The 19857-nt window shown below is 74.3% G+C and carries 19 protein-coding genes; 12 read left to right on the top strand and 7 right to left on the bottom strand.

Annotation, left to right across the window (positions count from 1 at the left end):
- Window positions 1-9 precede the first annotated feature (9 nt).
- The 5 genes from E3O41_RS03465 to E3O41_RS03485 are packed head-to-tail and all read left to right on the top strand — an operon-like array spanning window position 10 to window position 5881.
- Window positions 10-939 (top strand): ADP-dependent NAD(P)H-hydrate dehydratase, encoded by a 930-nt coding sequence (locus tag E3O41_RS03465; protein ID WP_240482327.1) that lies wholly within the window; start codon window positions 10-12, stop codon window positions 937-939.
- On the top strand, window positions 932-2203 hold the full coding sequence (locus tag E3O41_RS03470; protein ID WP_067025482.1) for a glycosyltransferase 87 family protein: 1272 nt from the start codon (window positions 932-934) through the stop codon (window positions 2201-2203). Before E3O41_RS03465 ends, E3O41_RS03470 begins: the two co-directional genes overlap by 8 nt.
- Window positions 2204-2252: 49 nt before the next feature.
- A complete protein-coding gene (locus tag E3O41_RS03475; protein ID WP_067025485.1) occupies window positions 2253-2573 on the top strand; it encodes a thiamine-binding protein in 321 nt (106 codons plus the stop codon).
- A gap of 17 nt (window positions 2574-2590) precedes the next feature.
- Window positions 2591-3811, top strand: coding sequence for an MFS transporter (locus E3O41_RS03480; protein WP_338060475.1), 1221 nt, complete (start codon window positions 2591-2593; stop codon window positions 3809-3811).
- 48 nt (window positions 3812-3859) lie between these two features.
- A complete protein-coding gene (locus E3O41_RS03485) occupies window positions 3860-5881 on the top strand; it encodes an AAA family ATPase (RefSeq protein WP_067025491.1) in 2022 nt (673 codons plus the stop codon).
- 1 nt (window position 5882) lies between these two features.
- Here the strand turns inward: E3O41_RS03485 and metX are convergent, their stop codons facing one another.
- Window positions 5883-7088 carry a homoserine O-acetyltransferase MetX gene (metX, locus tag E3O41_RS03490; protein WP_067025494.1) on the bottom strand — a complete coding sequence of 402 codons (1206 nt, stop codon included), beginning with the start codon at window positions 7086-7088 and terminating at the stop codon, window positions 5883-5885.
- A gap of 160 nt (window positions 7089-7248) precedes the next feature.
- On the bottom strand, window positions 7249-8565 hold the full coding sequence (locus tag E3O41_RS03495; RefSeq protein ID WP_067025498.1) for a bifunctional o-acetylhomoserine/o-acetylserine sulfhydrylase: 1317 nt from the start codon (window positions 8563-8565) through the stop codon (window positions 7249-7251).
- A gap of 129 nt (window positions 8566-8694) precedes the next feature.
- Between E3O41_RS03495 and E3O41_RS03500 the strand changes: the two genes are divergently transcribed.
- The 4 genes from E3O41_RS03500 to E3O41_RS03515 are packed head-to-tail and all read left to right on the top strand — an operon-like array spanning window position 8695 to window position 11328.
- Window positions 8695-9483 carry an SDR family oxidoreductase gene (locus tag E3O41_RS03500; RefSeq protein WP_067025502.1) on the top strand — a complete coding sequence of 263 codons (789 nt, stop codon included), beginning with the start codon at window positions 8695-8697 and terminating at the stop codon, window positions 9481-9483.
- On the top strand, window positions 9480-9980 hold the full coding sequence (locus tag E3O41_RS03505; RefSeq protein ID WP_067025506.1) for a phosphoribosyltransferase: 501 nt from the start codon (window positions 9480-9482) through the stop codon (window positions 9978-9980). The genes E3O41_RS03500 and E3O41_RS03505 overlap by 4 nt, the downstream gene beginning before the upstream one ends.
- Window positions 9980-10672 (top strand): uracil-DNA glycosylase, encoded by a 693-nt coding sequence (locus tag E3O41_RS03510; protein ID WP_067025515.1) that lies wholly within the window; start codon window positions 9980-9982, stop codon window positions 10670-10672. Before E3O41_RS03505 ends, E3O41_RS03510 begins: the two co-directional genes overlap by 1 nt.
- 5 nt (window positions 10673-10677) lie before the next feature.
- On the top strand, window positions 10678-11328 hold the full coding sequence (locus tag E3O41_RS03515; RefSeq protein ID WP_067025518.1) for a GNAT family N-acetyltransferase: 651 nt from the start codon (window positions 10678-10680) through the stop codon (window positions 11326-11328).
- A 9-nt stretch (window positions 11329-11337) separates the two neighbouring features.
- Here E3O41_RS03515 and E3O41_RS03520 read toward each other — a convergent pair whose 3' ends face one another.
- Window positions 11338-12378, bottom strand: a complete 1041-nt coding sequence (locus E3O41_RS03520) for an alcohol dehydrogenase catalytic domain-containing protein (protein ID WP_205631747.1) — start codon at window positions 12376-12378, stop codon at window positions 11338-11340.
- A gap of 155 nt (window positions 12379-12533) precedes the next feature.
- On the opposite strand from E3O41_RS03520, the gene E3O41_RS03525 reads away from it, so the two are divergent.
- The 3 genes from E3O41_RS03525 (at window position 12534) to E3O41_RS03535 (ending at window position 16421) form a co-directional block, all read left to right on the top strand.
- Window positions 12534-13286 (top strand): GntR family transcriptional regulator, encoded by a 753-nt coding sequence (locus E3O41_RS03525; protein WP_067025524.1) that lies wholly within the window; start codon window positions 12534-12536, stop codon window positions 13284-13286.
- A gap of 151 nt (window positions 13287-13437) precedes the next feature.
- Window positions 13438-15654 (top strand): DUF4073 domain-containing protein, encoded by a 2217-nt coding sequence (locus E3O41_RS03530; protein ID WP_067025527.1) that lies wholly within the window; start codon window positions 13438-13440, stop codon window positions 15652-15654.
- A gap of 68 nt (window positions 15655-15722) precedes the next feature.
- Window positions 15723-16421 (top strand): HAD family hydrolase, encoded by a 699-nt coding sequence (locus tag E3O41_RS03535; RefSeq protein WP_244927267.1) that lies wholly within the window; start codon window positions 15723-15725, stop codon window positions 16419-16421.
- On the opposite strand, the gene E3O41_RS03540 is transcribed toward E3O41_RS03535, so the two are convergent.
- From E3O41_RS03540 to E3O41_RS03555, 4 genes are read right to left on the bottom strand one after another with little or no spacing between them, the layout of a single operon-like run.
- Window positions 16379-17167 (bottom strand): ABC transporter ATP-binding protein, encoded by a 789-nt coding sequence (locus tag E3O41_RS03540; RefSeq protein WP_067025531.1) that lies wholly within the window; start codon window positions 17165-17167, stop codon window positions 16379-16381. The genes E3O41_RS03535 and E3O41_RS03540 overlap by 43 nt on opposite strands.
- The gene (locus tag E3O41_RS03545; RefSeq protein WP_083990888.1) at window positions 17164-18036 is read right to left on the bottom strand and encodes an ABC transporter ATP-binding protein; all 873 of its coding nucleotides are present in this window, start codon (window positions 18034-18036) and stop codon (window positions 17164-17166) included. Before E3O41_RS03545 ends, E3O41_RS03540 begins: the two co-directional genes overlap by 4 nt.
- A complete protein-coding gene (locus tag E3O41_RS03550; RefSeq protein WP_067025534.1) occupies window positions 18033-18905 on the bottom strand; it encodes an ABC transporter permease in 873 nt (290 codons plus the stop codon). Before E3O41_RS03550 ends, E3O41_RS03545 begins: the two co-directional genes overlap by 4 nt.
- A complete protein-coding gene (locus E3O41_RS03555; protein WP_067025536.1) occupies window positions 18902-19855 on the bottom strand; it encodes an ABC transporter permease in 954 nt (317 codons plus the stop codon). Before E3O41_RS03555 ends, E3O41_RS03550 begins: the two co-directional genes overlap by 4 nt.
- Window positions 19856-19857 lie beyond the last annotated feature (2 nt).

The following is a 19857-nucleotide window of genomic DNA, read 5'->3' on the forward strand; positions in this document are numbered from 1 at the left end:
TCTGGCGGCATGCCAGGGGGATACGCGCGGCCGGACGACGAGATGTTCGGGTGGGGTCCCGCCGACGCCGCACAGGTCCTCCGTGTGCCAACCTCCGCCGACCACAAGTATTCCCGGGGCGTCGTGCTGCTCGAGACCGGATCGCCCACGTATCCCGGAGCCGCGGCGCTCACGGTGGAGGGCGCCTGGCGCGCCGGCGTGGGCATGGTGCGCTGGACCGGCGATCCCGACGTGGCGCGGCTCGTGGTGCAGCGCCGGCCCGAGACCCTTGTGAACGCGGGCGAGCGCGCGGACGCCGTCGTGCTGGGATCGGGCATCTCCGGCCGCGACCGCGACGACGACGTCACCGCCCGCTTCCGCGGGATCCTGCACAGCGACCTCCCGGCCGTGATCGACGCGGGCGCGCTCGACCTCGTCACCGACGTGCGCGCGCCCGTGGTCGTCACGCCGCACGACGCCGAGCTCGCCGACGTGCGCATCCCGCTCGGCTTGGGGATCGACGATCTGGACGGCGATCCCCTCGAGCGCCGCCTGCGGGCGGGCTTCGCCGAGCGCCTGCTCGTGGTGCGCGAGACGGCGGTCGCCCTCGGCGGCGCGGTGCTGCTCAAGGGCGCCGACACGATCGTGGCCACCCCCGGCGGCTGGTGGACCGTCGTGCGCACGGGCACGCCGTGGCTGGCCACCGCCGGCACCGGCGACGTGCTCGCGGGCGCCCTCGGCGCGCTCGTGGCGGTCGCCTCGGCCGGCGCGCGGCGATCGGGCGGCGCACTCGATGTCGAGGCGCTCGGACCGCTCGCGGCGACGGCCGCCTGGCTGCACGGCACCGCCGCGCGCCTCGCCGCCGGCGTCGAGGGCGGGGCCCCGGGCCGGCCGATCACCGCGCTCGACGTGGCCGATCATCTGCCCGCCGCCTTCGAGCGGGCGGTCGCGCGTGCGTAGCCCGCGCGCGGCGCGGATCGCGCTGTGGCTCGCGTTCGCGGCGGTGCACGCCCTCGTGGCGTGGCTGGGATGGGCGCTGCCCAACCAGCCGATGGGCGACGTCTACCTCGTCTACGAGCCCTGGTCGGATCGGGCGCTCGCCGGGGAGCGGATCGTCGGCATCACCGAGCCCTGGGTGTACCCGATCCTCGCCCTCGCCCCCATGCTCCTCACGCAGGCGCTCGGCTTCCTCGGGCCGTATGCGATCGGCTGGGCGGTGCTCGTGACGGCGTGCGACGCGGTGGCGTTCTGGCTGCTCGTGGGCCGGGCGCGCTCGCGCCCGCGCGTGATCGCCGCCGCGTTCTGGCTCGGCTACGCGCTGCTGCTCGGGCCGATCGGGATGTACCGCATCGACGCCGTCACGGTGCCGCTGGCGGTCGCGGGCGTGCTGTGGCTCGCGGGGCGCCCGTCGGTCGCCGGCGCGCTGCTGGCCGCCGCGACCTGGATCAAGGTGTGGCCGGCCGCGCTGCTGGGATCGGTCGCCGTGGCGTCGTGGTGGCGCGCGCGGCGCCGCGCCACCGGGGTCGTCGCCGGGGCGCTCGTGCTCACCGGCGTGCTGGTGGGCGCCGTGGCGATCGCCGGCGGGGCGCGCCACCTGCTCGGCTTCGTCGCGACGCAGCAGGGCCGCGGCCTGCAGATCGAGGCGCCGGCGGCCACGCCGTACCTGTGGGGAGCGGTCGCGGGCCTCGACGGCTGGTACCCGTACTACGACCGCACGATCCTCACCTTCCAGGTCGCCGGCCCGGGCGCCGACGCGATCGCCGCGCTGATGAACCCGCTGCTCGCGCTCGCCGCGGTCGCGATCCTCGGCGTCGCGGCGTGGAAGGCGCGCCGCGGCGCCGCGGCCGCGCGGCTCGTCCCGCCCGCGGCGCTCGCGCTGACCCTCGCGATGATCGTGTGCAACAAGGTGGGCTCGCCGCAGTTCCACGCCTGGCTCATCGCCCCGCTCGTGCTGTGGCTCCTGTGGGACCGGCGCCGGGCCTGGCCGCTCGCGATCGGGGGGCTCGCGTGCGCGGCGCTCACGCACCTGGTGTACCCGATCCTGTACGGATCGGTGCTGGCCGTGTCGCCGCTCGGCATCGCCGTGCTCACCGCCCGCAACGTCTGCCTCGTGGCGCTGCTGGCATGGGCGATCGTGCGCCTGGCGCGCGTGCCGGCCGGGGCACGAGGGGCGGCCCCGCGGCGGCGGGCGGACCCGCGGCGCGCCGCGGCCGAGCGCGCCTGATCGCACCCGCGCCATGGCCGCGCGGCGCCGCGCGCGGTAGCCTCGGCTCATGCTCATCGCCTTCTCCGTCGCCCCCAGCGGCGCGCCCTCCGGCGGCGCCGAGAACCCCGACGGCTCGGTACACGACGCCGTCGCCGCGGCCGTGCGCGTGGTGCGCGAGTCGGGCCTGCCCAACCGCACCTCGAGCATGTTCACCGAGGTCGAGGGGGAGTGGGACGAGGTCATGGATGTGGTGCGCCGCGCCACCGAGGCCGTGATGCCGTTCGGCTCGCGCGTCTCGCTCGTGCTCAAGGCCGACATCCGCCCCGGCCGCACCGGCGAGATCGACGGCAAGGTGGAGCGCCTCGAGCGCGCGCTCGAGGCCGAATGACTCCGTAGACTTCTCTGGTGACCACCTCGACTTCTGAGTCGAGGGGTGCGGCGACGATGGCGCTCCTCTCCCTCGCCATCGGTGCATTCGGCATCGGCATGACCGAGTTCGTGTCCATGGGCCTGCTGCCCGGGATCGCCTCGGACCTGCTGCCCGCGCTCTACGCCTCCGACACGGAGGAGGCGATCGCGCGCGCCGGCATGCTGATCAGCCTCTACGCGCTGGGCGTCGTGATCGGCGCGCCCACGATCGCGGGCTTCGCCTCGCGCTTCCCGCGCCACCGCGTGGTGCTGGTGCTCGTCGCCGCCCTCCTCGTGTTCAACGGCCTCACCGTGATCGCCCCGACCTTCGAGCTCGTTGCGATCTCGCGCTTCCTCTCGGGCGTGCCGCACGGGGCGTACTTCGGCATGGGCGCCCTCGTCGCCAGCGAGCTGCTCGGGCCCGCCAAGCGGGGCCGGGCCGTGTCGCTCATGATGACCGGCCTCACGGTCGCCAACGTGGTGGGCGTGCCGGCCGGCACGTTCCTCGGCCAGGCGGTCGGATGGCGCGCCGCGTACATCGTGGTCGCGCTCGTGTTCGCGGCCGCGCTCGTGATGTGCGGGCGGTTCCTGCCGGCGCAGCCGGGCGATCCCGGCCGCACCTTCCGGCACGAGCTGCGCGTGTTCCTCATCCCGCAGGTGTGGTTCGCGATCGGGATCGGCGCCATCGGCTTCGGCGCGTTCTTCGCGATCTACAGCTACGTCGCCACGCTCGTGACGGAGGCGGCCGGCGCGCCCGAGTGGCTCGTGCCGTTCGCGCTCATGGCCCTGGGCCTGGGGATGGTCGTCGGCAACCTCTTCGGCGGGCGCCTGGCCGACGCCAGCGTCACCCGCACGCTCCTCGTCGGCCTGGCGGGCATGTCGCTGGTCTCCGTGGTGGTGGCGGTCCTGTCGAGCTGGAGCGTCGCGCTCATCGCGGCGCTGTTCGTGTTCGGCCTCATCGCCCAGCTGATCAACCCCGCCATCCAGCTGCGCCTGTTCGACGTGGCGCACGAGCACCAGGCGCTCGCGGGCGCGCTGAACCACTCGGCGCTGAACATCGGCAACAGCGTGGGCGCCGCCGTCGGCGGTGCCGTGATCGCGGCCGGCTTCGGCTACGTCGCGCCTGCGTGGGCGGGCGCCGTGCTGGCGGCCGCGGGCGCGGTGATCGCCGTGGCGTCGCTGGCGGTCGATCGCCGCGCGGTGCGCGTCGCGGCCTGACCTCGGACGCGCCCCGGCGAGCGGGCCGCGCGCCGTAGACTCGCGGTGATGACGGAGCTCCCCGCGCCCTACGAGCCGATTCGCGGCCTGCATCCGTATCTCGACGTGTACGGATCCCACCCGTGGGCGATGCCGGAGGGCTGGTGGCGGCGCACCGAGGCCCGCATCGCCGACGTCATGGCCGAGGCGGCCCGGACGGGCCTGACGGCCGGCGCGCGCGAGATGCACGCGATGTACCGCCGCGATGCGCCCGCCGCGGCGTGGCCCGTCTGGCTGACGTGGCGGATGCTGCCGAGCGCGGCGCCGATCTGGGCGGGGACGAACCCGGATCTGGGGCTCGAGCTCGCGCAGCCGTGGCTCGACCCCGATAACCCCGAGGCCCGCGTCTCGGCCGACAGCCCGCGCCTGTACCGGTGGGAGAGCCTGTGCTGGCCCCTCGCCTTCTTCCGGCACACGGCGTTCTCGGGCAACCGGTCGTGGCGCGTCGCGGCCCTGGAGCAGACGCGCGAGATCATCGCGATCTACCGCGAGGTGCCGATGCTGCGCCAGCGCGGCGACGCGCTCGTGACGCTCTTCGATCACGTGCGCGGCGACCGCAGCCTGCTGCGGCGGCACGAGCGCGAGACGCCGTTCGCGATCGAGCGGCTGTGGGGCGAGCTGGCCGGGCCGGACTACCGGGCCCTGCTGCCGGAGCTGGGCGGACCGGTGAGCGACCTCGCGTGGGCGGTGCAGGGCTTCGACGCCGTGCACGAGCGGCTCACGGCCGGCGCCGACTGGATCGACGCGGATCGGGTGATCGCCACGATCGCGGTGATCGACGATCTCGGCCCGCTCGCCGGGCGATCGGAGATCGCCCTCGCCCTCGGTGCCGATCGCGTGGCCCGCATCGACCGGATCCGCGCCGAGCTCTCCGACGGCTTCGAGCGAGACGCGTGGTGGCGCGAGAGCTCGGCCTGGCGGCGCGAGAACGTGCTGCGCGGCGAGATCGACGCGGCGCGCGCGTGGGCGTGGCTCGCCTGGTACGTCGAGGCGGCGATCGGCCGCATCTGCGTGGGCACGACCCGCCGGCTGCTGCAGACCCCTCCCGAGCGCGAGGCCCTCGAGCTGCTCGCCGCCACACCCGTGGCCGCCCCGAACCGTGTGGTGTCGTGGCTGTCGGGCCTGCCGGCCCCCGTCCCGCGGCCCCACGCGGCCGCCGAGGGCGACGACGAGGACGAGCCGATCGCGCCGGGCGCGGGGTTCGCCCCGGCGGCGCCGGTCGAGATCGGCGACCCGATGGCCGAGCTCGATGCGCTCATCGGACTCGACGAGGTCAAGGAGCAGGTGGCGCTGCTCGTGGCCGAGCAGCGCGCCGCCGAGCTGCGCCGCGAGGTCGGCATGGACGTCGCGCCGCGCGCCCGCCACATGGTGTTCACTGGCAGCCCCGGCACCGCCAAGACGACCGTCGCGCGGCTCATCGCGCGCATCTTCGCCCAGCTGGGCTACCTCGAGAAGGGGCACCTCGTCGAGACAAGCCGCGCGGGGCTGGTGGCCAAGTGGATCGGCCACACCGCGATCAAGACGGAGGAGACGTTCCGCCGCGCGCTCGGCGGGGTGCTGTTCATCGACGAGGCCTACGCGCTGGCGCCCGAGGACCCGGGGCGCGACACCGGCCCCGAGGCGATCTCGACCCTGCTCAAGCTCATGGAGGATCACCGCGACGACGTGATCGTCGTGGTCGCCGGCTACCCCGACGAGATGCGGCGCTTCCTGGACTCCAACCCCGGCCTGGCCTCGCGATTCCCCACGCACATCGCCTTCCCCGACTACGACGCCGACGAGCTCGTGCGCATCTTCGAGCTCCAGGCTGGCCACGCCGGCTTCCGGCTGGCGCCGGGCGTGACCGATCGGGTGCGCGCGCTGATCCCCGCCGAGCGGCGGCGCGACTTCGGCAACGGCCGCTGGGCGCGCAACCTCTTCGAGGCGGCCACCGCCGCCCAGGCCCTGCGGATCACGGGCTCGCTGACCGCCGACGGGCCCGATCCGAGCGAGGACGCGATCCGCACCCTGCTGCCGGACGACCTGGACTGAGTCAGGACGCGAGCAGGCGCCGCAGGTGCCGGCCCACGGCGGCGGTCTCGATGAGGAAGCCGTCGTGGCCGAACTCGCTCGGCAGCACCACGGCCTCGTCGCCGTCGAGCGTGCGGGGGATGCCGCGGGCGATCCGGTGCTGGCCCTCGATGGGGAAGAGCCGGTCCGAGTCGACGCCGAGCACGAGCGTGCGGGCGGTGACGCGCGCGAGCGCGGCCTCCACGCCGCCGCGGTCGCGGCCCACGTCGTGCGAGTCCATCGCCTCGACCAGGCGCACGTAGGTGTTGGCGTCGAAGCGGCGCGTGAACTTGTTGCCGTGGAAGTCGAGGTACGACTCCACCGCGAACCGCCCGCCGTGCCCGAGGGGGCTCACCCCCGACTGCCAGGAGCGCTGGAAGCGCTGGTTGAGCTCGGTGGGGCTGCGGTAGTTCAGCAGCGCCATGCGCCGGGCGAGGGCGAGGCCGCGGTGCGGGCCCTCGCCGTCGGGCGCGTCGTAGTACTCGCCGCCGCGGAAGCGCGGATCGATCTCGATCGCCTGCAGCTGCACCGAGTTCAGGGCGATCTGATCGGCGGTGTTCAGGGGCGGCGCCGAGATCACGGCGAGCCGCTCGAGCCGATCAGGGAACGTCGCGCCCCACTCCAGCGCGTGCATGCCGCCCATGGACCCGCCGATCACGGCCGCCCACACCTCGATGCCGAGGTGGTCGGCCAGCCGCCGCTGCGCCTCGACCTGGTCGCGGATCGTGAGGTACGGGAACCGCGAGGCCCACGGGTCGCCGTCGGGGTGCACGCTCGCCGGTCCCGTCGATCCCTGGCAGCCGCCCAGCACGTTCGGTGCGACGACGAACCAGCGATCCGTGTCGATCGCGAGCCCCGGCCCGACGATGTCGTCCCACCAGCCGGCGGTGGGGTGGCCGGGTCCCGCGGGGCCGGCGACGTGGCTGTCGCCGGTGAGGGCGTGGGGGATGAGGATCGCGTTGTCGCGGGCGGGGCTCAGCTCGCCCCAGGTCTCGTACGAGAGGCGGAACGACGGCAGTCGCCGGCCGCTCTCGGTGACGAGCTCGCCGAACGACGCGAAGCGGCGATCGCCGACGGGATCGCCCTCCCGCCAGGCGCCCGTCGCCGGGGGACGGCCCACCATCGACCGTGCGTCCGCCTCGGTGACGAGCTCGGACGGCACGGTGTCCTCGGAGATCTGCCAGTCCATCCGCCCCATTCTGCCGTGCGCGGGCGCCCGCGCGCCGACGTGTTACGCCCCATGGCGGCGGCCCACGGTCCGGTTGCGCTGGTCGCTTCATCTGCGCCCGCTGCGATCAGCAACCGGTGGGCGGGCGCCCGGGCGGTCGCCGAACGGAGCGCCCGCGCGATCAGGCGGTGGCCGCGAGCGCCGTGGCCTTGGCCGCCTCGAGGGCCTGCTCAAGGTCGGCGGTGAGGTCGTCGACGTTCTCGAGGCCGACCGACAGGCGCACGAGGCCCGGCGTGACGCCGGCGGTGAGCTGCTGCTCGGGCGTGAGCTGCGAGTGGGTGGTGGAGGCGGGGTGGATGACGAGCGAGCGCACGTCGCCGATGTTGGCCAGGTGGCTGAACAGCTTCAGCGAGTTGACGAACGCGCGCCCCGCGTCCACGCCGCCCTTGAGCTCGAACGACAGCACGGCGCCCACGCCCTTGGGGGCGTACTTCTGCGCGGCCGCGTGCCAGGGCGACGAGGCCAGGCCCGAGTAGCTCACCGACGCCACGTCGTCGCGGGCCTCGAGCCACTCGGCCACCGCCTGCGCGTTCTGCACGTGGCGCTCGATGCGCAGCGACAGGGTCTCGATGCCCTGGATGAGCTGCCAGGCGTTGTTGGGCGAGATCGCGGCGCCGAGGTCGCGCAGCAGCTGCACGCGCGCCTTGGTGATGTAGGCCACGGCGTCGCCGAGCACGCCGGTGTAGCTGACGCCGTGGTACGACGGGTCGGGCTCGGTGAGGCCGGGGAAGCGATCGGCGTGCTGCGACCACGGGAACGTGCCGCCGTCCACGATCGCACCGGCCACGACGGTGCCGTGGCCCGCGAGGAACTTGGTCGCCGAGTGCACGACGATGTCGGCGCCGTGCTCGAACGGGCGGATCAGCCAGGGCGTGGCGATCGTGTTGTCGACGATGAGCGGCACGCCGGCCTCGTGCGCGATGTCGGCCACGGTGCGGATGTCGAGCACGTTGGCCTGCGGGTTGCCGACCGTCTCGGCGAAGAACAGCTTCGTGTTCGGGCGGACGGCGGCGCGCCAGGCCTCGGGGTCGTCCTGGTTCTCGACGAACGTCGTCTCGATGCCGAGCTTGGCGAGGGTGTACTTGAAGAGGTTGTAGGTGCCGCCGTAGATCGAGCTCGACGAGACGATGTGGTCGCCCGCCTGCGCGATGTTCAGCACCGCGAAGGTCTCGGCCGCCTGGCCGCTCGCCAGCAGCAGCGCCGCGGTGCCGCCCTCGAGCGCCGCGATGCGCTGCTCGGCGACGTCCTGCGTCGGGTTCATGATGCGGGTGTAGATGTTGCCGGTCTCGGCGAGCGCGAAGAGGTTGGCCGCGTGGTCCGCGTCGCGGAAGACGTACGCGGTGGTCTGGTACAGCGGCGTCGCCCGCGCGCCGGTGGTCGGGTCGGGCTGCGCGCCGGAGTGGATCTGCTTGGTCTCGAAGCGCCAGTTCTCGGTCATGGTGTTTCCTCCGCCGGGTGGGTCTGCGCGGCCACGCACCGGGTCGCAGGGGCGACGCTACGCGCGGCCGCGGGGGCGGGCAACGGGCGCGGAAACACGCCGTCACATTCGCGGCGTTACGGTTGTTGCATGACGAACAGGCGAGCGGTCGTGACGGGTGCGAGTTCGGGGATCGGGGCAGCCACGGTGCGCGCGCTGCGCGCGGCCGGCTGGGACGTGGTGGGCGTGGCCCGCCGGGCCGAGCGGCTCGAGGCGCTCGCCGCCGAGACCGGCGCCGCGGCGTTCGCCGCCGACCTCACGAGCGACGCCGACGTCGACCGCCTCGCCGTGCACCTGGCCGAGACCGGCCCGCTGCACGCGCTCGTGCACGTGGCCGGCGGCGCCAAGGGCACCGATCGCGTCGAGGACGGCAGCGTCGCGGACTGGACGTGGATGTACGAGGTGAACGTGCTCTCCGCGCAGCGACTCGTGGCGCGGCTGCTGCCGCAGCTGCGCCGGGCCGCGGCCGACGGCGGCACCCACGCCGATCTGCTCTTCGTGACCTCCACCGCGGCGCAGGTGGCCTACCCGGGCGGTGGCGGCTACAACGCCGCGAAGGCCGGCGAGGCGATGCTCGTGCACGCGCTGCGCCAGGAGCTCAACGGCGAGCCGCTGCGCGTGGTCGAGATCGCGCCCGGCATGGTGCACACCGAGGAGTTCACGCTCAACCGCACGGGCGATCCGGGCGCGGTGGACGCCCTGTACGCCGACGTCGACCACCCGCTCGTGGCCGAGGACGTCGCCGACGTGATCGCCTACGCCCTCGGGGCGCCGGGGCACGTGAACCTCGATCTCGTCACGATGCGGCCGGTGGCCCAGGCGGCGCAGCACCTGCTGCACCGCGGGCCGCTCGCGGTGCGCGGGGAGGCCCGCGCGTGACCGCCGAGCGCGAGACGCTCACCTGGCAGGGCTTCGGCGACGCGACCCGCGAGCTGTCCCGCCGCATCGTCGACAGCGGATTCGTCCCGGAGGTGGTCGTCGCGATCGCCCGCGGCGGGCTGCTGCCGGCCGGCGCGATCGCCTACGGCCTGGGGGTGAAGAACTGCGGCGCGATCAACATGGAGTTCTACACCGGCATCGGCACGGTGCTCGACGCGCCCGAGGTGCTCCCGCCCGCCCTCGACATGGAGTACCTCGACGGCCGGCGCGTGCTGCTCGTCGATGACGTGGCCGACTCGGGGCGCACCCTGCGCATGGCCGTCGACATGCTGCGGGAGCGCGGCGCCGACGTGCGATCCGTGACGATCTACACCAAGCCCGCCACGATCATCCAGCCCGACTACGCCTGGCGCGACACCGACCTGTGGATCGACTTCCCGTGGTCGTTCCAGGGCTCGGTGATCGAGCAGGACGCCGGCCTGGCACCGAGCGCCTGATGCCGGGCAGGTCCCTTATCGAGCTCGCGGCGGGCGGCCTCATCGACGCCGGCTGGGCCGAGGCGCTCGCGCCGGTGGCGGGCGACATCGCGGCGATCGGGGATCGGCTGCGCGCCGAGGTGGCCGCAGGCGGCTCGTACCTGCCGGCCGGCGACAGGGTGCTGCGCGCGTTCCAGCGGCCGCTCGCGGGCGTGCGCGTGCTCGTCGTCGGCCAGGACCCCTACCCCACGCCGGGTCACCCGATCGGCCTGTCGTTCGCCGTCGAGCGCCACGTGCGGCCGCTGCCGCGCAGCCTCGCGAACATCTACCGGGAGCTGCAGACCGATCTCGGCATCGCCCCGGCCGAGCACGGCGACCTGTCGGCGTGGGCCGACCAGGGCGTGATGCTCCTGAACCGCGTGCTCACGGTGCGGCCGGGCGCGCCTGCCTCGCACCAGGGGTGGGGATGGGAGCGCGTCACCGAGCACGCCATCCGCACCCTCGCCGCGCGCGGCGGCCCGCTCGTGGCGATCCTGTGGGGCAACCAGGCCCGGAGCCTCGCGACGCTCCTGCCCGACGTGCCGCGGATCGAATCGGCGCACCCGTCGCCGCTGTCGGCCAGCCGCGGCTTCTTCGGCTCGCGGCCGTTCTCGCGAGCCAACGAGCTGCTGCGGGCGCAGGGCGCGGAGCCCATCGACTGGCGCGTAGTCTGATCGTCATGCTGGACGGGTCCTACGAGCGCCGCCGCCGCAAGCATCTGCGCACCCGGCAGGTGAGCGAGGAGCGCCCCTTCGCCTACGAGATCCGCCCCGCCACGCTCGAGGACATCCCCGACATCCGCGAGATCTACAACTACTACGTCATGAACTCCGTCGTGACGTTCGATGAGAAGCGGTGGACCCACAAGAAGTGGGTCGAGAAGTTCCAGCACCTGCAGAAGCTCGAGCTGCCGTTCCTCGTGGCCGTCTCGCCGAGCGGCCAGGTGCTCGGCTACGCGCTCGTCTCGCCCTGGGCCAGCAAGTCGGCCTTCCGCTACACCGTCGAGGTCTCGATCTACCTCGGCCAGGCCGCCACCGGCAAGGGGCTTGGGCGCGCGCTGCTGGAAGCCCTCATCGAGGCCTGCGAGGAGATCGGGCTGCGCCAGCTCGTGGCCGTGATCAGCGACCGCGGGGCCGAGGCGTCGCTCGCGCTGCACGAGAAGCTCGGCTTCGTCGAGGTGGGCCGCATGGGCCGGGTGGGCTTCAAGTTCGGCCGCTGGCTCGGCACCGTGTACCTGCAGAAGCAGCTGCGGCCCAAGAAGAAGCCGGGCGTGCTGTCGCGGCTGCTGGGCCGGTCCGAGCCGGAGATCGCGCAGGCCGAGGGCGCCTGAGGCGGCGGCTCAGCGCCGGGGCTGCACGGCCGCGCGCGGGGCGATCGGCGCCGGCTGCGTCAGCAGCGTCGGCAGGTACGCCAGCGGCATCGCGGGGCTCACGAGCTGCTCCCACGGCCAGCGCTCGCGCGCGTCGGCGAGGTAGGCGATCGCCTCGGTGAGGTGCCGCGGCTCCGATCCGTGCACCCCCGCGACGACGAGCCAGCGATCGGCCAGGCGGCGGGGGTCGACGGTCAGCGCCTCGAGCGCGGCGCTCTTGGTGCCCACCACGACGAGGCGGCCGCCGATCGCGAGGGCGTCGAGGGCCGGGGCCGCCGACGTGGAGAAGACGAGGGCGACGTCGACGTCGGGGAGCGCGGCGCCGGGCGCCACCGACTCGGTCGCGCCGAACGAGCGCGCCATCGACCGGCGCGAGGCGTCGCGGTCGACGGCGATCACCGTGGAGGCGCCGCGATCGGTCGCCACGGCGGCCGCGGTCAGGCCGAGCATTCCGGCGCCGCACACGAGCACGCGGGCGCCGCGCAGGGGGCCGGCCGCGTCGAGGGCCGCCATGACGGTCGCCGTCGCGCAGCCCGCGGGCGCGGCGATCGCGTCGCACATCTCGTCGGGCACGCGCGCGATCGCGGCGCCGCGGGGGAGCAGGATGTGCGCGGCGAAGCTTCCGGAGAGGTCCCAGCCGGTCTCGAGCGGCTCGGCGCCGATGCGGCGCAGCTTGCGGCACGCGGCCGAGCGCCCGCCGCGGCAGCGGTCGCAGCGGCCGCACGAGACCCCGGGGGCCCACACCACGCGGTCGCGCAGGCGCGCCGGCGCGCCCGAGCCAGCGGCCACGACGCGTCCGACGCCCTCATGGCCGAGCACGTGCGGTGCGCCGCCGGCCGCGACCGACAGGCGGTCGGAGGCGCAGACGGTGGCCAGGTCGACGGCGACGAGTAGCTCTCCGGGGCCGGGTTCGGGCAGCGCGAGGCGCTCGATCGAGACGGCGGCGCCGCGCAGCACGGCGGCGGCGGTGGTCGCCGCCGGCGCCACCGTGGCCACGATGCTCTCGCTCACGCTCATCGCCCCTCCGCGTTCGACCGACCGATCTCCAGACAGACAGACTCACCCCCCGCGCGGAATACCGGCCGTCCGCAAGGTGAACGGCGGGTGAATGACACGCGTCGGATTCGACGGCCGGTTCGCGCCCGCCGCCTCGGCAGACTGGAGGCATGTCACCGACCCCGCGCTACCGCGAGATCGCCGAGCGGATCGGAGCGCGCATCGCGGCGGGGGAGTTCCCCGTCGGATCGCTGCTGCCGGGGGAGCACGCGCTGGCGCGCGAGCACGGCGCCGCGCGCGGCACGATCCGCAACGCGCTGGCCCAGCTCGGCCGGCGGGGCATCGTGGCGCCGCGGCCCGGGGCGGGGTGGATCGTCCAGTCGTCGCTGCACACCCAGGGGCTCTCGGCGTTCGGGTCGTTCGCGCAGTGGGCGGCCGGGCGCGGCATGGTGCCGGGCGGCCGGGTGGTCGACGAGCGCGAGACCCCCGCGACGGCCGAGGAGGCGCGCCTGCTCCGCACGGCCCAGGGCCGGCCCGTGCTGCGGATCACGCGGCTGCGCAGCCTCGACGGGCACACGGTCATGGTGGAGCGCTCGCTCTACCCGGAGTGGGTGGCGCCCGCGATCCGCGATCTCGATCCCCACACGCCCTCCTACGCCGCCGTGCTGAGCGCGGCGGGGCACGCCGAGGCGTTCGGCTCGCACCGCATCGACGCGGTGGCCGCCTCGAGCGAGGACGCCCGCCTGCTGGGCGTGCGCCGCTCGAGCCCGCTGCTGCGCGTGCACCGCCAGGCGTTCGCCCGCGACGGCCGCCCCATCGACCTCTCCGAGGACCGCTATCTGCCGGGATCGGTGTCGTTCGAGGCCGTCTCGTCGCCCTCCCTCGGCGGCGCGGGCGGGGCCTGGTCGCGCACGATCGGCTAGCCGCGGGCGGACAGCTGTGCACAGCCGTCCGGGCCGATCGGCCGGATCGGCCGATCCGTCGCGCCGCGTTGGCGCGGTGTTCATCGGCCGTTTCCGGAGCGCTCGAAGACTCGGCAGCGCGCCGCGTCGGCGCCCCTGTGAAAGGAACACGATGCACGCTCCGACCCCCCGACCCCACCTGCGCCGAGCGGCGATCGCCGTCACGGCGTTCGGCCTCATCGCCCTCCCCGCCCTGCCCGCCGTCGCCACCGAGGGCGACGCGGCGGTCGTCGCCCCCGCGGCGAGCTCGTCGCTGACGATCGCCGACACCGCCCTCGTCGAGGGCGAGCCGCTCGTCGTGCAGTGGCAGACGGACGCCCCGCACGCGCTCAACTGGATCGGCGTCTACCCGCCCAGCGCGGGCGTGCCCGACGGCAACCCCGGATCGACGCAGTGGCAGTACGCGCCGGACGCCACCGGCACCGCGACCTTCACCGGCCTGCCCGCCGGCGAGTGGGATGTCTACTTCCTCGCCCAGGACGGGTACGCCCCGCTGGCCGCGCCCGTGCGCGTGACCGTGTCGGCCGATCCCGATCGCCCCGCCCCCGGCGACCCGGCCGCACCGGTCGAGATCGATCCGGTCGTCACCACGAACGAGACCGACGAGGTCATCGCCCGCGAGGGCTTCGCGCCCGGCGGCGCGGAGGGCTGGAGCGTCGCGTTCGCCGACGAGGACGCCGCGTACGGCGGCTGGACCTTCACCACCGAGGACGCCTGGGTCGGGGCCACCGACGAGTACGCGGCCCGGATCGACGAGATGCGCCGCCGCTTCGCCCGCGCCCAGGACACCTTCGCCGTCGCCGACGCGAGGCAGTACGGCGGCGCGCTCGACACCACCCTCGCCTCGGCGCCCGTCGACGTGGCGGGCCTCGGCGCGGTGCGGCTCACGTTCGACAGCCACTACCGAGGCTCGGCCGGCCAGGCCGGCACGGTCGGCGTCAGCTTCGACGGCGGAGAGACCACCGAGATCCTCCGCCTCGACTCGCAGACCGTCACCGACGGCTACGACGCGCGGCAGATGAACTATGTGCAGGACATCACGGTCGAGGTGCCGGCCGGCGCGCACGAGGCCGTGTTCACCTGGGGCTTCACGGGCGAGGGCGACGACCACTACTGGGCGATCGACTCGGTCGCCGTGCACGAGGCGCTCGCCGAGGCGACGGGCGAGCCCACCCAGGCGTGGGTGATGAGCGACATCCAGGGCCACCCCGGCGACTGGCAGCACGCGCTCGGAGACTACGCGCAGCTCGCGCCCGACGCCGACGCGATGGTGATCGTCGGCGACGTGGTCAACTCGGGCACCGAGGCCGAGTGGGACGACATCTCCGAGGTGATGGACGCGACCGCCGACATCCGCCCCGGCAAGACGATCGCCATGATCGGCAACCACGAGCGGTACGCCGCCGGCGGCTTCGAGGCCAACCGCGACCGCTTCCTCGCCTTCGCGCAGCGCGACGAGGTGTACGACGAGTACCTGCTCGAGGGCCCGGGCGGCGACGTGCCGGTGATCGCGCTCGGCCAGGAGTTCGCCAGCCCGTCCGACGTGGCGATGAGCGACGCGCAGGTGGAGTTCCTCGAGGAGCGGCTGGCGTACTGGACCGCGCAGGACAAGCAGGTGCTCGTGATGACGCACTTCCCCCTCGGCGACACCGTGTCGGCCTCGTGGATCCCCTGGTACAGCGAGCACCACCAGATGAACGACCGCCTCACGAGCATCCTCGGCAACTACCCGAACGCCGTGGTGTTCTCGGGCCACACGCACTACCCGGCCGAGCTCGGCGACTGGGCCGTGCAGCGCCGGACCGCGGACGGCCACGCCGACGGGTTCTGGGCGGTGAACACCGTGGCGATGCACATCGAGTGGGACGCGCGCGGCGAGAACACCCAGGGCATCACCGAGGTGACCACCCGCGACATCAACCAGGGCCTCACGGTCGACGCCTACGCCGACCGCCTGGTCGTGACCGCGTACGACTTCGCCGGCGAGGGCGCCACGCCGCTGCGGCAGGTGACGATCCCCAACCCGCTCGTCGCGAGCGAGACCGTCGCCGCGCCGGCCGTCGTGGCGGGTGAGCCGCGCATCGTGTCGACCCACAAGAACGGCATCAAGCCGGGCGCGAAGCTCACCGTCGACGAGGGGGAGTGGACCGAGGGCGCCGAGTTCGCGTACCAGTGGCTGGCCGACGGCGAGCCGATCGCGGGCGCGACGGGCGAGCAGTTCCACCTCGTGGGAGCGTGGAAGGGCACCGACATCGCGGTGCGGGTGACGGGCACGGTCGCGGGCCTCGAGCCGGCCACGGCCGTGTCGGCGCCGGTCCGCATCGACTGACGAGCATCATCGGTGTGCCCCGTCCCGCGCCGGGACGGGGCACACCGCCGTTCGACCGAGAGAGCCCCGTGATCCCACCCCGCACCGCCCCCGCCGCCGTCCTCTGGGACATGGACGGCACGATCGTCGACTCCGAGCACCACTGGATCGCCGCGGCACACGACATCGTCCGCGCCCATGCCCCCGCCGCCGCGCGCACGGGGCTCGACGCGCTCGTGGGCATGGCGATCCCCGACGGCGCCCTGCTGATGCGGGCGCTCGGCGTGGACCTGCCGGTCGACGAGATCGTGCGGCGCCAGGTCGCCGGGGTGCTCACGCGGATGGCGGCGGAACCGCCGCGCTGGCGCCCGGGGGCGCGCGAGCTGCTCGCGGCGGTGCGGGCGGCCGGCATCCCGCAGGCGCTCGTGACCATGTCGTACCGCGAGACGGCCGATCCCGTCATCGCGGCCCTGCCGCCCGGCACGTTCGACGTCGTGGTCACCGGCGACGACGTCGATCGGGGCAAGCCCTTCCCCGACGCGTACCTGCGCGCGGCCGGAGCGCTCGCGGTGGCGCCCGACCGCGCGGTGGCGATCGAGGACTCGCCTACGGGGCTCGCGGCGGCGCGAGCCGCGGGGATCGCGGTGATCGGCGTACCGCACCACGTGCCGCTCGACGGCGCCGACGCGCTCTGGCCCACCCTCGCCGGGCGCGCCGTCACCGACCTGTCGCTGCCGCCGGGCGGTCAGCCGATCGTCGGGATCGACGCCAGCAGTCGGCGCGTGTAGTCCTGCTCGGGGTGCAGCAGCACCCGCGAGGTGGGGCCGGACTCGACGACGGCGCCGTCCTTCATCACCACGACGGTGTCGCAGAGGTTCTGCACCACCCCGATGTCGTGCGACACCATCACCAGCGTGAGGGCCTCGCGCTCGCGCAGCTCGCGGATGAGCGCCAGGATCTGCGCCCGCACCGTGACGTCGAGGGCCGACAGCGGCTCGTCGCCGACGAGGATCCGCGGCCGGTGCGCGATCGCGCGGGCCAGGGCGATGCGCTGGCGCTGGCCGCCCGAGAACTCGTGGGGGTGCCGATCCGCCATCTCGGGATCGAGGCCGACGTCGCCGAGCACCTCGCGCACGCGCGCGCGGTGGTCGCCGTCCACGCCGAGCGCCCACAGCGGCTCGGCGATGATCCGGCCGACGCTCATGCGCGGATCGAGCGACGCGTACGGATCCTGGAACACGACGCCGGTCATGCGGCGCAGCCAGTGCAGCGAGCGCGCGGGCGCCCGGGCGTCGACGGGGCGGCCGTCGACCTCGACGGTGCCGGACGTGGGCCGGTCGAGGCCCAGCAGCAGCCGCACGAGCGTCGACTTGCCCGACCCGGATTCGCCGATGACCCCGACGGCCTCGCCGGCGGCGATATCGAGGTCGGTCGGCTGCAGCGCCGTGGTCACGCGCCGCGGGGCGAACAGCGCGCCGCGGGGCTGCGCGTATTGGCGGCTCAGCCCCCGCGCGCGGATGATCGGCCCGGTCATGCGTCCCCGCCTTCCCGCGAGACTGCGCCCCCGCGCCCAGACTGCTGACGCTGCCCGCTGTCTCGGCGCGGGGCTGCAGTCTCGCGGTCTTCGCCGCCGCGCCAGAGGGTCGCGGTGGCGTCGCGCAGCAGGCCCTGGGTGACCGGATGTGCCGGCGCCGAGAGCAGTTGCGGCACGGACGCGGCCTCGACGACGCGCCCGTCCTCGAGCACGACGCCGTCGGTGGCGACCTGCGACAGCACGGCCAGGTCGTGCGTGATGAACAGCAGCGACATGCCGGCGTCCTCCACGAGCCCCAGCAGCAGATCGAGGATCTCGGCCTGGATCGTCACGTCGAGCGCGGTCGTGGGCTCGTCGGCGATGAGCAGGCGGGGCCGGCACGCCAGGGCCATGGCGATCGCCACCCGCTGGCGCTGACCGCCGGAGAGCTGATGCGGGTACCGGTTCACGATCGACTCGGGGTCGGGCAGTCGCACGCGCGCGGCCTCAGCCACGGCGATGCGCCGCGCCTCGGCGCGCGAGACGCCGCGGTGGATGCGCACCGCCTCCGCGATCTGCCGGCCCACGGTGCGGATCGGGTTCAGCGCCGTCTGCGGCTCCTGGAACACCATCGCCAGGTCGTCGCCGCGCAGCGCCGCGAGCCGACGCTCGGGCAGGCCGATCAGCTCCGTGCCGTCCCATCGGATCGACCCCGAGGCCCGCGCACCGGGGGGCAGCAGGCCCAGCAGGGCGAGCGCGGTGAGGGACTTGCCCGATCCGGACTCGCCGATGAGCCCGAGGCGCGCGCCGTCGGGCACCTCGAACGAGACGCCGTCGACCACGCGACGGCCGTCGATCTCGATCACGAGATCGCTCACCTCGAGGCTCATGCGACCACCCCCGGGGCCTCGTGCGCGATGCGCTGGCGGTCGCCGTGACGCAGCGTGGGGTCGGTCGCCTCGCGCAGCGCGTCGCCGAGCAGGTTCAGCGCGAGCACCGTGAGGGTGATCGCCAGCCCCGGCCACAGCACCGACGTGGGGTGCACCGTGATGTAGGCCTGCAGCTCGCTCAGCAGCAGCCCCCAGGACGGCTCGGTCACGGTGGCGCCGAAACCGAGGTACGACAGCCCGGCCTCGGCGAGCACGGCCACCGCCATGCCCCACGACAGCTGCACGATGAAGATCGGCGCGACGTTGGGCAGCAGGTGCCGCGCGAGATTCTGCAGGGGCGTGAGGCCGGCGGCGCGCCCCGCGAGCACGAAGTCGCTGCGCTGCACGCGGCGCAGCTCGGGGCGCGTGACGCGGGCGATGTTGACGCCGAAGCCGATGCCCACCGCCCACACGACGACCCACAGGGAGCCGCCCCACACGGACGAGATCATCATCGCGATGAGCAGCACGGGGAAGGCGATGAGGATGTCGATGAGCACGGCGATCGTCTCGCGCGTCCAGCGCGGGGTCAGCGCCCCGAGCGCCGCGAGCACGATGCCGAACAGGGTCGCCACGACGGCCGCGCCCACGGCGACGAAGATGGTGGTCCGCGCGCCGGTCATGAGCAGGCTGAGGATGTCGCGCCCCGTGCTGTCGGTGCCGAGGAGGTGCGGCCAGCTGGGCCCGAGCCACCGAGCGGTGGTGTCGATCGACTTGGGATCGAACGGCGTCCAGAACAGCGACACGAGCGCGCAGAGCACGATCGCGGCGAGGACGATGAGCCCGAAGCGTCCGGTCGAGGAGCGCCACAGGCGCGAGACGGTGCTCATTCGGCCTCCCGCTGACGAGGGTCGATCGCGTGGTGGAGCAGGTCGACGACGAAGCCGATCACGAGCACGAAGGCCGTCAGCAGCAGCAGCTCGCCCTGCACCTTCTCGAGATCGCGCGCGCCGACATCGCTCACGAGCATGCGCCCGATGCCGGGCAGGTTGAACACCTGCTCGATGACGACGGCGCCCACGACGATCCCGGCCACCTGCAGCCCGAGCACGGTGACGATCGACAGCCCCACGCTCGGCAGCCCGTGCCGCAGGAGGGCCTGCGTGCGGGTGAGGCCCTTGGCGGCCGCGGTGCGCACGAAGTCCTCGCCGATGGCCTGCAGCGTGGCGCTGCGGACGAAGCGCAGCAGCATCGCCCCCTCGACCACGCCGATCGTCAGGGCCGGCAGCAGCAGCGAGCGCAGGGCGAGCCACGGCGTGCTCCAGCCGGTCGACGTGGGGAAGCCCTGTGCGGGCAGCCAGCCCAGGCTCACCGCGAACACGACGACGAGCATCATGCCGGCCCACACCACGGGCACGGCCGCCACGCCCTGCGCGATCACGCTGATCGCGGTGCCGTCGGCCCGTCCGCGCCGCACGGCCGAAAGCACCCCGAACGGCACCGCCACGAGCAGCGCGACGAGCATGGCGAGGATTCCCAGCGGCACCGTCACCTGGGCCTTGTCGGCCAGCTCCGCCGTGACGGGCGTGCCCGTGAGGAACGACGTGCCGAGGTCGCCCGTGAAGACTCCGACGATCCACTCCAGGTACTGCGTCAGCAGCGGGCGTCCCAGCCCCAGCTCCTCGCGGATGCGGGCGACCTGCTCGGGCGTGCCGTTGGTGCCGGCGATCATCTGCGCGACGTCGCCGGGGAACACCCGCAGCGTCAGGAAGATGATCGCGCTCGCGACGGCGAGGCCCACCGCGAGGAGCAGCAGCCTCGTCAGCGCGTAGCGGATCACGG

The sequence above is a fragment of the Microbacterium sediminis genome, assembly GCF_004564075.1.
Classification (GTDB): Bacteria; Actinomycetota; Actinomycetes; order Actinomycetales; family Microbacteriaceae; genus Microbacterium; species Microbacterium sediminis.